This is a genomic window from Amycolatopsis rifamycinica (assembly GCF_000695625.1).
GTDB classification, from domain to species: Bacteria; Actinomycetota; Actinomycetes; order Mycobacteriales; family Pseudonocardiaceae; genus Amycolatopsis; species Amycolatopsis rifamycinica.
Genome location: NZ_JMQI01000021.1, coordinates 1 through 13,397, shown reverse-complemented (window position 1 = coordinate 13,397; position 13,397 = coordinate 1). Strand labels below are relative to the sequence as shown.

At 71.6% G+C, this 13,397-nt stretch carries 14 protein-coding genes and 1 pseudogene; 7 read left to right on the top strand and 8 right to left on the bottom strand.

Annotated elements, in window-relative coordinates; translation table 11 throughout:
• Positions 1-27: 27 nt before the first annotated feature.
• A pseudogene (locus tag DV20_RS46445) lies at positions 28-231 on the top strand (YciI family protein); the annotation flags it as partial.
• Positions 232-284: 53 nt separating this feature from the next.
• On the top strand, positions 285-578 hold the full coding sequence (locus DV20_RS46440) for a hypothetical protein (protein ID WP_235190783.1): 294 nt from the start codon (positions 285-287) through the stop codon (positions 576-578).
• Here the strand turns inward: DV20_RS46440 and DV20_RS09640 are convergent.
• Positions 573-962, bottom strand: a complete 390-nt coding sequence (locus tag DV20_RS09640) for a MerR family transcriptional regulator (protein WP_043778551.1) — start codon at positions 960-962, stop codon at positions 573-575. The two genes, DV20_RS46440 and DV20_RS09640, sit on opposite strands and share 6 nt — an antisense overlap.
• 52 nt (positions 963-1,014) lie before the next feature.
• Between DV20_RS09640 and DV20_RS09635 the strand changes: the two genes are divergently transcribed.
• A complete protein-coding gene (locus DV20_RS09635; RefSeq protein ID WP_043778550.1) occupies positions 1,015-1,788 on the top strand; it encodes an SDR family NAD(P)-dependent oxidoreductase in 774 nt (257 codons plus the stop codon).
• Positions 1,789-1,792: 4 nt separating this feature from the next.
• Here DV20_RS09635 and DV20_RS09630 read toward each other — a convergent pair whose 3' ends face one another.
• Entirely contained in the window at positions 1,793-2,404 is a 612-nt protein-coding gene (locus tag DV20_RS09630; protein ID WP_043778549.1) for a LysE/ArgO family amino acid transporter, read from the bottom strand.
• Between the two features lie 193 nt (positions 2,405-2,597).
• Between DV20_RS09630 and DV20_RS09625 the strand changes: the two genes are divergently transcribed.
• Positions 2,598-4,634: a TIR domain-containing protein gene (locus DV20_RS09625; RefSeq protein WP_152603664.1), complete on the top strand. Its 2,037-nt coding sequence runs from the start codon at positions 2,598-2,600 to the stop codon at positions 4,632-4,634.
• Positions 4,635-4,686: 52 nt separating this feature from the next.
• Here the strand turns inward: DV20_RS09625 and DV20_RS09620 are convergent, their stop codons facing one another.
• Positions 4,687-5,319, bottom strand: a complete 633-nt coding sequence (locus tag DV20_RS09620) for a TetR/AcrR family transcriptional regulator (RefSeq protein ID WP_043778547.1) — start codon at positions 5,317-5,319, stop codon at positions 4,687-4,689.
• A 64-nt stretch (positions 5,320-5,383) separates the two neighbouring features.
• On the opposite strand from DV20_RS09620, the gene DV20_RS09615 reads away from it, so the two are divergent.
• Both DV20_RS09615 and pip read left to right on the top strand, forming a co-directional pair.
• Complete coding sequence (locus DV20_RS09615; RefSeq protein ID WP_084093395.1) at positions 5,384-6,895, top strand: FAD-dependent monooxygenase; 1,512 nt, start codon at positions 5,384-5,386, stop codon at positions 6,893-6,895.
• Positions 6,896-6,908: 13 nt separating this feature from the next.
• Positions 6,909-7,847, top strand: coding sequence for a prolyl aminopeptidase (gene pip / locus DV20_RS09610; RefSeq protein ID WP_084093409.1), 939 nt, complete (start codon positions 6,909-6,911; stop codon positions 7,845-7,847).
• A gap of 51 nt (positions 7,848-7,898) precedes the next feature.
• On the opposite strand, the gene DV20_RS09605 is transcribed toward pip, so the two are convergent.
• From DV20_RS09605 to DV20_RS09590, 4 genes are all read right to left on the bottom strand, one after another.
• Positions 7,899-8,297 carry an RDD family protein gene (locus DV20_RS09605; RefSeq protein ID WP_043778543.1) on the bottom strand — a complete coding sequence of 133 codons (399 nt, stop codon included), beginning with the start codon at positions 8,295-8,297 and terminating at the stop codon, positions 7,899-7,901.
• Between the two features lie 34 nt (positions 8,298-8,331).
• Entirely contained in the window at positions 8,332-9,357 is a 1,026-nt protein-coding gene (gene dmpG, locus DV20_RS09600) for a 4-hydroxy-2-oxovalerate aldolase (protein WP_043778542.1), read from the bottom strand.
• Positions 9,354-10,253: an acetaldehyde dehydrogenase (acetylating) gene (locus DV20_RS09595; RefSeq protein ID WP_084093394.1), complete on the bottom strand. Its 900-nt coding sequence runs from the start codon at positions 10,251-10,253 to the stop codon at positions 9,354-9,356. Before DV20_RS09595 ends, dmpG begins: the two co-directional genes overlap by 4 nt.
• Before the next feature lie 72 nt (positions 10,254-10,325).
• Positions 10,326-11,459 (bottom strand): MFS transporter, encoded by a 1,134-nt coding sequence (locus DV20_RS09590; protein ID WP_043778539.1) that lies wholly within the window; start codon positions 11,457-11,459, stop codon positions 10,326-10,328.
• 145 nt (positions 11,460-11,604) lie between these two features.
• On the opposite strand from DV20_RS09590, the gene DV20_RS09585 reads away from it, so the two are divergent.
• Positions 11,605-11,820: a hypothetical protein gene (locus DV20_RS09585; protein ID WP_043778538.1), complete on the top strand. Its 216-nt coding sequence runs from the start codon at positions 11,605-11,607 to the stop codon at positions 11,818-11,820.
• 169 nt (positions 11,821-11,989) lie between these two features.
• Here the strand turns inward: DV20_RS09585 and tuf are convergent, their stop codons facing one another.
• The gene (tuf, locus tag DV20_RS09580; protein WP_043778535.1) at positions 11,990-13,177 is read right to left on the bottom strand and encodes an elongation factor Tu; all 1,188 of its coding nucleotides are present in this window, start codon (positions 13,175-13,177) and stop codon (positions 11,990-11,992) included.
• Positions 13,178-13,397 lie beyond the last annotated feature (220 nt).

Here is a 13,397-nt window from a genome sequence, read left to right as displayed (position 1 = left end):
GACACCGCTTGAGGGGACACTGAGGGCATGGAGTTCTTCTGCTACCACCGCGATCGGCCCGGCTCCGTGGCGCTACGCGAGCAGTTGCGGGAAGGGCACTGGTCTTACATGGACCGGTACGCGACGCGGATGATCGCCCGCGGCCCGACCCTCGCCGACGACGGCGACACGCCCACCGGCAGCGTGCACATCGTCGACCTGCCCGATTTCGCCGCCGCCCGCGCGTTCGTCTTCGACGAGCCCAACTACCAGGCCGGCGTGTACCGCGATGTGCTGCTGCGCCGGTGGCGCAACACGCTGGGGCGCACCATGGGGACTTCCCCGGCGGCCGCACCGGTGGCCACCGGTACCTCGTGCTCGGTCTCGGCTCGGGGCCGGCCGCCGACCTCGCCGTGCCACCCGGCCGGGAGGGCCTCATCGCCTACGGGCCGCTCCTGTCCGACAACGGCGTCCGCTGGCTGGGTACGGCGGCGCTGGTGCGTGCGCCGGATTCGGACACGGCACGCGCCGCCCTCACCCCGGACCGCTACGCCGCCATCGAGGTTCACCACTGGCGATTCGGCGGGCGGCCGTCATGACCCCGCGGCTTGGTGCAGGCCCCACCGGCCCGGGAGTGCCTCGTAACCGTCGACGAGATAGGAGTCCAGTCGCCGGCGGCGCTCGGCGATGTGCTGTTCCTGCCGCAGGAGTTCGTCGCGGACCTGCTGGACGCGCGCCAGGAGGGCGGCGCAGTCGCCGCGCGGGCGCTCGTCTCCGGCGCACGGCAGGATGTCCCGGACCACGTCCGAAGACAGACCGGCCCGGAACATGTCCTGGACGAACGCGACGACCTCGATCGAATCGGGGGCGTACTCGCGGTACCCGTTGGGCCGGCGCTCGCTGCGCAGCAGGCCCTGCTGTTCGTAGTAGCGCAGTGCCCGGGTGCTGACGCCGGTCGCCTTGCTCAACTCGCCGATGCGCATGCCTCAGTTCACCTTGACCTTGACACGGACGTCAAGGTTTAGCGTCGAGTTCATGACCACAGCAACGCACCTGCGCGACAAGTTCGCCGTCGTCACCGGCGCCTCCACCGGCATCGGAGCGGCCATCGCCGAGCGGCTGGCCGCCTCCGGCGCGCACCTCGTCCTCGTCGCCCGCAGCGCCGGCAAGCTCGACGAGACCGCCGAGCGGCTGAGCCGGCGGCACGGCGTGACCGTGCGCACCGTCCCCCTCGATCTCGCCGCCGCCGACGCGCCGACGCGGCTGGCCAAGACGCTGGCCGACGAGGGCATCGAGGTGGAGCTGCTGGTCAACAACGCCGGGGTCAGCTCACGCGGGCCGGCGCTCGACGGCGATCCGGCCCGGTTCCGGTCCTTGATCGACGTCAACGTCACCGCCTTGACCGAGCTCACCACGCTTCTGGTGCCCGCGATGGTCGCCCGCGGCCACGGGGCCGTCGTCAACATCGCCAGCACCGGCGGGTACATCCCCTCCCCCTACCTGGCGGTGTACTCGGCGACGAAGGCGTTCGTCGTCTCGTTCACCCAGGCGCTGTGGGCCGAGACCCGGGGCACCGGGGTCCGGGTGGTCGCGGTCAGCCCCGGCCCCACCAAGACACCGATGAACGCCCGCGGTACGCGCAGCCCCGAAGCTGTCGCCGCCACCGTGGTGCGTGCCCTCGCGGGCACCGGACCGGCGGTCATCGACGGCAAAGCCAACGCGCTGACCGCTTTCGTCTTCGGTCGGCTGCTGCCGACCCGCCTCGTCCTCGCCATCGCGCGACGGATCATGGCCAGAGGCGGCGACTGAACACTCAGCCACCACGGACGCGGCTGAGCAGCATGCCGACCCCCAGCGCGGTCATGGTCACGGCGATCACGACGTCCAGCACCCGCCAGGCCATCGGCTTCGCGAACACGCCGGCGAGCCGTTTGGCCCCGAACCCGAGGGCACTGAACCAGACGGCGCTGGCGATCCCGGCCCCCGCCCCGAACAACCACCGCCCATCCCCGTGCGCGACGGCGACCGAGCCGAGCAGCAGCACGGTGTCGAGGTAGACGTGCGGGTTGAGCCAGGTGAAGGCCACACAGGCCAGCACGGCCTTCCGCAGCGGCGTCCGTTCCTCACCCACGGTCATGACGGACGGCCTGAGCGCTCGCCGCGCGGCGAGCGCTCCGTACCCCAGCAGGAACAACCCGCCGCCGACGGCAATGACGCCGATGGCGGTCGGCCACCGCTCCAGCACCGCCCCGATCCCGCTGACGCCCAGCCCGATCAACACGAGGTCGGACACGGCACAGATGACGACCAGCGGCGCCACCGCACCCCCACGCAGGCCTTGTTGCAGCAAGAACGCGTTCTGGGACCCGATGGCGACGATCAAGGACAGGCCGGTCCCGAACCCGGCCAGCAGGAGAGGCAGCACCCGGTCACCGTATGAGCGGCGCGCTCGTTACTCCAGCTAAGGTTTCTTAGGCAACATTAGCGCGTCTAATGGCAGTCCGTCGCCACGCCCGCCATCCGCGCTCGGAGACACACCTCCTCGCACCCAGTAATGTGGCCCGAACGGACGAGGGCGCCCCGTGGTTCGCGCGGCCACGGGGCGGAGGAGGCAGCCGGTGGATCGGGAAAATTCGACCGAATTCCGGGAAGTCGCGGTGGTGTCCTGCGACATCCTCGGCCATTCCTCGGCCAGCGAGCTGAAACAGGTGCGACGGGTCGCGGCGATCAATCGGATCGTCGGTGACGCGATACATCGTCGTGAACCGGGAAAAGTGGTCTGGTCTTCGGGTGGCGACGGCGGGCACGTGGTCTTCCTCGGCGACGACTGGCAGGCCGACGCCGTCCGGCTCATCGACGAACTGACCGCTTGGGCGCGCGAAGAACAGGTCATCCTGCGCGTGACCGGCCACCTCGGTTCCGTCGCGACGCTTTTCGGCGCCGACATGCGCACCCAGGTGGTGGGCGCCGGGATCAACTTCGCCGGCTGGCTGATCAGGCAGGCCACCGGCGACGGAGTCGTCGTCTCCGACACCTTCCGGCGGGGGATCGCCTCGTCCGCGCTGGCCGCGGACGTCGAATTCCACGACGAACGCCTGCGGGTGGACCGCGCCTCGATCCGCCAGCTGCTCTGGCTGATGTCCTCCGGCACCGCGAGGTCACGATGGGCGAAGGCCGAGACCGACGATCTGACCTCGTTGAAGAACTGCCTGAAAAAGCAGGACGGCTGGGGCGCGCTCTACTACGCGAAACGGATCTCGCAGATCAACGCGAAGGACGAGGCCGTCACGAGCCACCTCGAGGACGCGTCGCGAATCCTGAAGGCGGACACGCTCGAGAACCGCAGCTTCCTCGAAAGCCTGCGGGCCGAAGAACTGACCGAAATGCTGAAGCTGGGTCACCTGGTCGAGCGCACTCCCGGCGAAGTGATCTGCCGCGTCGGCGAGCCCGGCGAGTCGATGTTCGTCATCCTGCGCGGCGAGGTCGGGGTGTACAACCTGGAGGGTTCGGGGTTCGGCGGCACCGCCGAGCCCAAGCACACCCACCGCGCCGGCGAAGTCGTCGGTGAACTCGCGGCGGCGTTGAAGCGCACCCGGACCGCGGACCTCGTCGCCATGACCGACGTGGCGCTCCTGTCGTTCATCAGCGAGGAGGTCAACGAGAAACTGGCCAACACCGGCACGGAAGCCGGCAAGGACGCCAAGCGCCAGTACGACCGGTTCATCCTCGACCGCGTCGTGCAGCACACCGCGCAGGTCGCTCCCTACCTGCTGGGAGCCAACCGCCGGGGGCCGCTGAGCCTCGTCGACGCCCGCAGCTCCGCACGCCTCAGTGAAAGGGAGGCCTGGCAGGCCACCCTGCGCCAGCTTCTCAACTACACGGAACTCGTCACGGTGGACACCGGCCTGCACCTCACCGTCGACCAGGTCACCGGCAAGATCGGCCGGCCGTCCGCGGAACGCGGCCTCTTCGTCCTGGTGTCGGGGAGCGTCGAGACGAGGGATCCGGTGCCCGTCACGCTGTCCGGGGCGCAGTGCCCGCTCCTGTGGGTGAACCTGCCCGACTTCTTCACCCGGGCGGCGACGAGCTACCGGCGCGTCGCCGAACCGATCATGGTGCTGTGGCTCGCCGCCCACGGCGTGGACCAGCTTTCGCTCGACCAGCGCAACGAGCTGCTGAGAGCGCTGAAGGGCGTGGTCGGCGCGAAGCCACCCGACTTCGAGTACGACGTCTATCTGTGCCACGCGAGTCCGGACAAGCCGGTGATCCGCGAAATCAAGGACCGGCTGTGGCGGGACTACGGGATCAGGTCCTGGTACGACGACGTCGAGCTGCTCCCGGGCGACACGACGCGGAGAACCATCGAGAAGGGGCTGATGACCTGCCGCTTCCTGCTCCTGTGCGCCAGCTCGAACCTGAAGAAGTCGGAGTGGGCGAACCGCGAGATCGATTCCGTCCTGCACCTCGACGTGAAGCGGCAGGGTGAACCGAAGATCCTCGTGCTCAAGCTGTACGAACAGGAGAGCAACGACGAGGCCGTTCCGCTGATCGTGCGCGGCACCAAGCGGCACCACTTCGGGCGGAGGGGTGACTTCGAGCGGCTGGCGGAGTACATCGTCGACGCCCGGGAGGCCGGCGGGCGACCGCAGACGTGAGACGCGACGCGGCGAAACACCGGCCTCTTCGTCCGTGAGGCGGTCCGGCCGGTCAGTCCGCGCTACCGGGGAAGCCGCCGACCCCGCGCTCCACCAGGTCGAACGCCTGGTCGATCACCGCCACCTGCTCGCGCCGGACCACCTCCGCGTCGTCCCCCGCCACGATCCGGCCCATGGCGTGGGCGAACACCGTGGTGATCGCCGTGGTCAGCAGGCCGGCCACCATGCGCGACCGGAACACCTCGCCCGTCTCCTCCGTCAGCACCGAGGCGAACGCGTCCGCGATCTCGCGCTCCTGCTCGTACCACCGGGCCATCAGCGCCGGGCTCGACGTCAGGACCCACCAGAAACCCGGGCCGCCCGGGATGGCGCCCGACAGCGGGTGGCCCGAGGAAAGCAGTTCGTGCTGGTGACGGCGCAGCGCCGCGCACGGTGAGACGCCCGCCGGGCGGGCGCGGATCACCTCCGTCAGCTCCGCCAGGCGGTCCGCGTGGCGGTCCAGGAACAGGTCCTCTTTGCGCGGGAAGTAGTTGAACACCGTCATCTTCGAGACGCCCGCCGCCTCCGCGATCTCCGCCACCGTCACCTCCTCGAAGCCTCGCTCGATGAACAAGCCGGTGGCCACGTTCGAGATCAGCAGGCGGGTGGCCTGCTTCTTCCGCTCGCGCAGTCCCTGGTCCGCCATGCCCCGGAGTATAGACCGAGCTCAAAGTTTGACTCGGTAAAAGTTTAGCGGCATCATCGGAGCCATGAACAGGGATGTGGTGATCTCCGGGGGCGGACCGGTCGGCTTGATGCTGGCCTGTGAACTGCGGCTGGCGGGCGTGGACGTGCTCGTCGTCGAACGGCTGCCCGAGCCGGACCAGACGATCAAGGCCGGGTCGGTCAACCTGACCACGGCCGAGGCTTTCTACCGGCGGGGGCTGCTGCCCGCGATGGACGCGGTCGTCCAGCAGAACTTCGCCCAGATCCAGAAGTTCCTCGAGTCACGCGGCGGGAACGGGCCGAAAGCCGTCCCGGTGGGGCACTTCGCCGGGATCATGGTCACCTCGGGCGGGGTCGACTTCACCGATCCGGCGTTCCGGGACGTCGGGCCCGCCGCCCGGGTGGTCGTCATCCAGCAGCAGGCCGTCGAGGCGATCCTCGCCGAGCGCGCCGCCGAACTGGGGGTCGAGGTCCGGCGCGGTGTCGAGCTGACCGGGTTCGACGCCGACGACGACGGCGTCACCGTGCGGCTCGGCGACGGCGAAGTGCGCGCCGGGTGGCTCGTCGGCTGCGACGGGGGACGCAGCTCGGTCCGCAAGCTGGCGGGATTCGCCTTTCCCGGAACCGATCCGGCCATCACCGGTCGGCAGATGATGGCCGAGCTGACCGGGACCGACGTGCTGCCCGCCGGGTGGCAGCACGGCCCCGGCGGGCTCTACGTCCACGGGCCGACGCCCGGGCGGATGCTCACCGTCGAATTCGACGGACCGCCGGCGGACCGCGACGCGCCGATCACCGCGCAGGAGCTCGAAGACAGCATCCGGCGGGTCTCCGGCGCCGACATCCGCGTGATCAAGGTCCACAGCGCGACCCGCTTCACCGACAACGCGCGCCAGGCGAGCACCTACCGCCAGGGCCGCGTGCTGCTGGCCGGCGACGCGGCGCACGTCCACTCCCCCTTCGGCGGGCAGGGCCTCAACCTCGGCATCGGCGACGCCGTCAACCTCGGCTGGAAGCTCGCCGCCACCGTCCACGGCTGGGCGCCCGACGGCCTGCTCGACACGTACACGACCGAGCGGCACCCGATCGGCGAGTGGGTGCTCGAGTGGACCCGCGCGCAGGTCGCCCTGATGCGCAGCGACGTGCGGACCAAGGCCTTGCGGCAGGTCGTCACCGATCTCCTGCACACCGGCGACGGTGCGACTTACCTGGCCAAGAAGCTCTCCGGCGTGCTGCACCGCTACCCGATCGACGGCGAGCACGACCTCACCGGCCGGGCCGCGCCCGACTTCGCCTTCGCCGACGGCACCCGGCTCGGCGAGCGCCTCCACGACGGCAGGGCCCTGCTGCTCGACCTCGCCGACCGCGGTGACCTGCGCGAGACGGCGAGTGGCTGGGCCGGGCGGGTGAACGTGCTGTCCGCGAAGTGCGACAGCGAGCCGGCGCTGACCGGCGTGCTGGTCCGGCCGGACGGGTACATCGCCTGGGCGCGCGAGGACGGTTCGACGGCCGGTCTCGAAGCGGCGCTGCGCGGGTGGTTCGGCGAGCCCGCCTGACAGGATGGGGCGGGTGATCGAACCGCACCCGCCGATCGAGCCGTACGCCCACGGGCTGCTCGACGTCGGCGACGGCCACCACGTGTACTGGGAGACCTGCGGGAACCCGGACGGCAAGCCGGCGGTCATGCTGCACGGCGGTCCCGGCCAGGGCTGCCCGCCCGGCATGCGGCGGATGTTCGACCCGGCCCGGTACCGCGTCGTGCTGCTGGACCAGCGCGGCTGCGGCCGGAGCCGTCCGCACGCCGCCGATCCGGCGACGTCGCTGCGGCACAACACCACGGACCACCTCGTCGCCGACCTCGAACGGCTGCGGGAGCACCTCGGCGTCGAACGCTGGCTGGTGACGGGTGGCTCGTGGGGCACGACCCTCGCGCTGGTCTACGCCGAGCGCTTCCCGCACCGGGTGACGGAGATCGTGGTCAGCGCGATCAGCACCACCCGCCGGTCGGAAATCGACTGGCTGTACCGCGGCGCCGGACGCTTCTTCCCCGAGGCGTGGCGGCGTTTCCGCGACGTCGCCGGGGACGACGACGTCGTGTCCGCCTACGCCCGGCTGATGGCGGACCCGGCCCGGCGGGACCACGCGGCCCTCGCGTGGAACGCCTGGGAAGAAACGGTCCTGTCGCTGGAACCGGGCGCGTCGACGGAGGTCCACAGTGGACCTCCGGACGACGCGCTGCTGGCGTTCGTCCGGCTCACCACGCACTACTACGCGCACGCCGGCTGGCTCGAGGAGGGCGCGGTGATCCGTGACGCCGGACGCCTCGCGGGCATCCCCGGCGTGCTGATCCACGGCCGGCTGGACCTCAGCTGCCCGGTGACGACGGCGTGGGAGCTGGCCGAAGCCTGGCCGGACGCCGAACTGCTCGTCGACGACCGGTCCGGGCACGGCGCGAGCGATGTCAAACGCGCCTGGAAGCTCGCCGCCCTGGACCGGTTCGCCGGTTGAGAGCGTGGCCGATGGGGTGGTCGCCTGGTTCACTCACCCATGGGCCACGCTCTACGGGAGCACGACAGCGATGCCCACGGCCACGCCGTACAGCCAGCCGACGGCGAGGCGGCCCAGTGTCGGACGGCGGCCCGTTCTCGGGTCGGCGCAGCGCAGGCCGGCGAGCAGCCGGCCGATCGTCGCGCCCCACCACCGCTGCAGGAACACGCGGTGGCCGAAGGACACGGCGAGGTAGGTCGCCACCAACGTGACCACGAAGGCGACCCCCACCGTCAGGTCCACCACCATCGCGACCTCGGTCGCCACGAACAGGTGCAGCACGAGATCCACGGCCACCGCCGGCACGCGCCGCGGCCAAGACGCGCGCCGGAGCGGTCCCGTCCGCAGCGCACGGCGGCATACGGGCCACGGGATGTCCGGCGCGTCGTCCAGGGTGGGGTCGGTTTCCATGCCCTTCCCACGCCCGAAGCCGGGATCCGGTTGCCTATCCCTCCGCCGCCAGCCGCACCGCCACGTCGATGATCATGTCCTCCTGCCCGCCCACCAGCGCGAGCTCGCCACAGCGGCGCAGGATCGCCTGCGCCGGGACGCCGTAGCGCTCCGCCGCGCGCTCGGCGTGCAGCAGGAAGCTCGAGTACACCCCGGCCCAGCCCTGGACGACCGCGTTGCGGTCCATCTTCGGCCAGCGGTGCAGGTACGGGCGGACGACCTCCTCCGCCGCGTCCAGCAGGCCGCCGACGTCGAGACCGGTGCCGATCCCCAAGCGGTCGAACACCGCCGCCAGGACCTCCGTCGGCGAGTTGCCCGCGCCCGCGCCGAGCGCGCACAGCGATCCGTCGATGTACCGGACCCCCGCTTCATAGGCCAGGACCGAGTTCGCGACGCCGAGCGACAGGTTCTGGTGCCCGTGGTAGCCGACCCACGCCGTGTCGCCGACTTCGGCGACCAGCGCTTCGAAGCGGGCGCGGGCTTCGTGCATCAGCAACGCGCCCGCCGAGTCCGTCACGTACGCCGCCTGGCAGCCCGCGTCCACCATGATCCGCGCCTGCTTCGCCAGGTCTTCCGGCGGCGTCCGGTGCGCCATCATCAGGAACCCCGCCGTCTCCATGCCGAGTTCGCGCGCCAGGCCGAAGTGCTGCGGGGAGACGTCCGCTTCGGTGCAGTGCGTCGCCACCCGGACCATCTCCGCGCCCGCGTCGAAAGCGCGCCGCAGGTCTTCGGCCGTGCCGATCCCCGGTACCAGGAGCACCGCGATCTTCGCCTGCTTCGCCTCTTCGCGCGCCGCGGAGATCAGTTCCAGCTCGTCGACGGCGGAGAAGCCGTAGGTGAACGACGAGCCGCCGAGGCCGTCGCCGTGGGTCACCTCGATCACCTCGACGCCGGCACGGTCGAGCGCGCGCACCGTGTCGCGTACCTGCTGCTCGGTGAACTGGTGGGCCATCGCGTGGCTGCCGTCGCGCAGCGTCGTGTCGACGATCCGGACGTCGTGGCGCAGTTCCGGCCGGGTCATGCCGGCACCTCCTGCTTCGCGCGCGCCACCAGCTCGCCCACCCGGGCGGCCGCGGCGGTCATGATGTCCAGGTTCCCGGCGTACTCCGGCAGGTAGTCGCCGTTGCCGCGGACCTCGAGGAAGATCCCGACGCGGGCGTTCCCGGCCCAGTCCTCGCGCGCGTCGTCGAACTGCGGGTCCGCCCGCAACGTGTATCCCGGCACGTACTCGCGGACCTCCTCGGCCATCGCGCGGATCGACGCGGTGATCGCGTCGCGGTCGGCGTCGGCGGGGATCGCGCAGAACACCGTGTCCCGCATGATCATCGGCGGCTCGACCGGGTTGAGGATGATGATCGCCTTGCCGCGTCCGGCCCCGCCGATCTCGGCCACCGCCTGCGACGTCGTGCGGGTGAACTCGTCGATGTTCGCCCGCGTCCCCGGCCCCGCGCCGCGCGAAGCGACCGACGCGACGATCTCGGCGTACGGGACGGTGGCGACCCGGGACACGGCGTGCACCATGGGGATGGTGGCCTGGCCGCCGCAGGTGATCATCGAGACGTTCGGCGCGTCGAGGTGCGCGCCGAGGTTCACCGGCGGGCACACCATCGGGCCGAGGTGCGCCGGGGTCAGGTCGATCGCCTGGATACCGGCCGCCTCGTACCGCGGGGCGTTCGCGGCGTGCGCCCTCGCCGACGTCGCCTCGAACACGAGCTGCGGCAGGGGATCCTGGCGCAGCAGCCAGTCGACGCCCTCGGCCGACGCCGCGATGCCCTGCGCGCGGGCACGCTCGAGGCCGTCCGACTCGACCACTCCGACCACGTAACCGACTTCGATCACTTCACTGCGTCGCAGCTTCGCCAGCAAATCGGTGCCGATGTTGCCGGGGCCGACGATCGCCGCCATCACGGGAGCCATGGTCCGACCGTCGCACCACGCCGGGCGGTCGGGACAGGCTGGTGTTCCGACCAGCGGAACGCCGGCCGGGTATCAGCGGCGCCCGGTGGCCGCCGGGATCCCGCGCGCGCCCCGGATCGCCGCGGCGGCCAGCAGGGCGGCCACTCCCCCGCAGGTCATGACGGCCGGGACCGACACGGCGTCCACCACGAACCCCCCGGCCAGCGCCCCGGCGGAAAGCGTGGCCTGGAAGGAGGAGGTGAACAGGACCGTCGCCGCTTCCGGTGCGTCGGGCGCTTCGCGGGCGAACCAGGCCTGGGAACAGACGGGAACCGCGCCGTAGGCCGCGCCCCACGCCACGAGGGTGACGAGCGCGCCGATCGGTCCGGTGTGCGGCAGGGCGAAGACCGCCGCCGCGATCACCACCGCCGCGATCGCGAAGCCGGCCCGGTGCCGCCCCGCCAAGAAGGTCCCCGCGATGCCGGCGGCGCCGTACGCCAGCAGGTAACCGCTGAGCGCCTCCGGCCGGACGACGTCGCGCAGCAGGGGCGTCACGTAGGTGTACGTGCCGAAGTGGGCCAGGACGACCAGGAACGTCACCAGCAGTCCACTTCGGACGCCGCGGCGCCGCATGAGTCCACTCAGGACGGTAAGGCGGGTGGCCTCCGTCGGCGGCAGCGGCGGCGCGAGAACCACGATGGCGGCGGCCGTTCCGAGACTCAGCACGCCCAGCAGGAGGAACGCCGTCCGCCAGCCCGCGAGCTGCCCGACGAGGGTGCCGAGCGGCACGCCCAGTACCGAGCCCAGCGGCACGGCCGCGAAGATCACCGACGTCGCCCGCGCGGCGGCCGCCGTCCCGACCAGCCGGGGCGCCAGCCCGGCGCCGATCGACCAGAAGCCGCCGATGACGACACCGACGAGGAACCTCGCGGCCAGCAGCACCCAGAACGCGGGCGCGGCGGCGGCGAGGAACCCGGCGGCCGCGAGCAGGACCAGCAGGCCGCCCAGCACCAGCCGCCGGTCGATCCGGCCGGCCGCGACGGTGACCAGCGGCGCGGCGACGAAACCGGGCACGGTCATGGTCCAGCCGGCGGTCCCGGCCGGGACACCGAACCCGGCCGCGATCGGGTTCAGCAGCCCGATCGGCAGGATTTCGGTGGTGACGACGGCGAAGATCCCGACGGTGACGGCGAAGACGGCCGGCCACCGCGGCGGAGGTGCGTTCATGGGCCCAGTGAACCGCCGGCCGACCACCAGTTCCGGCAGGTTCGCGACGGCTTGATCGCCACGCGGGGTCAGGTCGGATTCCCGCCGGTTTGATCGACTCCCGATCGGGGCAATTCGCAGAACGCACCCGATCGAGGAGGTTTCGATGGCCGAACGACGCTGGCACGTCATCCCGACGACGGCTTCGCTTTGCTGGCTCTACCTGGGCGTGGGGGCGATCCTGCTCGTCTCGAGCATCGTCACCCTGACCGGCACGGACGGCCGGGCGCCCGTCCTGACGGTGATCGCCGCGGTGGCGGCGGTGGCCTTGATCGCCCTGTCCGTGGTCGGGCTGGCCCGCCCGAAACTCCGCGGCCGCTGAGCCGGGGCTGACCGGCCGGATCCCCGCGGGTCGCGGCCGCGTCGATCGCGCGGTTGCTCGCGGCGGTGTCGATCGTGCGACCGTCGCCCGGCCAATGGCCGGGCCGGACCCGCAGCTCTCCCAGCGAGTCGGGCTCGTCCCCGCCCCCGGGCGGGGACGAGCCCGATCTTCAGTCCAGTACCTCGCGCACCGTGCCCGCGGCGACGGTCAGCCGGCCTTCACGCATGGCGAACCCGAGGCCCGGGCTCATCGCGACCGCCTGCCCCAGCTCCACCGTCAGCTCCGCCGCGTCGCCCGGGCGGACGACCGTGACGCCCTCGGCGAGGGCGACCACCCCGACGACGTCACTGGTGCGGAAGTGGAACTGCGGCCGGTAGTTCGCCGCGAACGGCGTCCGCCTGCCCCCTTCGGCGGCCGACAGCACGTGGACGTCCGCGCGGAACCGCCGGTGCGGGCGGACGCTGCCGGGCAGGCAGACGACCTGGCCACGCCGGACCTCGCCGCGCTTCACCCCGCGCAGCAGCACCGCGGCGTTGTCACCCGCCTCGGCGCGGTCCATCGGCTTGCCGAACGTCTCGAGCCCGGTGGCCACGCTGGTCACCGCCGGGCCGAGCCCGATCACCTCGACCGCGTCACCGACCGCGAGGGTGCCCTGCTCCACCGCGCCGGTCACGACGGTGCCGCGGCCGGTGATGGTCAGGACGTTCTCGATCGGCATCAGGAACGGCAGGTCGAGCCGCCGCGGCGGGATCGGCACGTGCTCGTCGACGGCGGCGAGCAGGTCGAGGATCCGCCGCGTCCACCGCGGGTCGCCCTCGAGCGCGCGCAGCCCGGACACCCGGACCACGGGCACGGCGTCGCCGTCGAACCCGTAGCGGGTGAGCAGTTCGCGCACCTCGAGCTCGACCAGGTCGAGCAGCTCCTCGTCGTCGGCGAGGTCGGCCTTGTTGAGCGCGACGACGAGGTGCTCGACCCCGATCCGGCGCGCCAGGACGACGTGCTCGCGGGTCTGCGGCATCGCGCCGTCCTGCGCCGAAACCACGAGCACGGCGCCGTCGAGCTGGGCCGCGCCGGTGATCATGTTCTTGACGTAGTCGGCGTGGCCCGGCATGTCGACGTGCGCGTAGTGCCGGGTCGGCGTCTCGTACTCGACGTGCGCGATGTTGATGGTGATGCCGCGCTCGATCTCCTCCGGCGCGCGGTCGATGCGGTCGAAGGCGACGTAGCGGTTGGTCCCGCCCTGCTCGGCGAGCACCTTGGTGATGGCCGCGGTGAGGGTGGTCTTGCCGTGGTCGACGTGCCCCATCGTGCCGATGTTCAGGTGCGGCTTGGTCCGCACGTACTGCTGCTTGGTCATGCGTTTTCCCTGCGCTGGAAGAAGAATGCGCGAAACCGGGCGGAGCGCGTCGACCCTCCCCCGGCGGTTTCGCGCCCTGGGCGGGGAAATCGGGGAAGGGTCAGCTTCGAGCGCCGCCGGACAGGACCGCGAACAGCCGTGCCGACAGGGCGCTCGGCAGGGACAAGCCTGCGAGCGTCGCGCTATCGGACACGGGAAACATGACCGGAAGGGTGACACG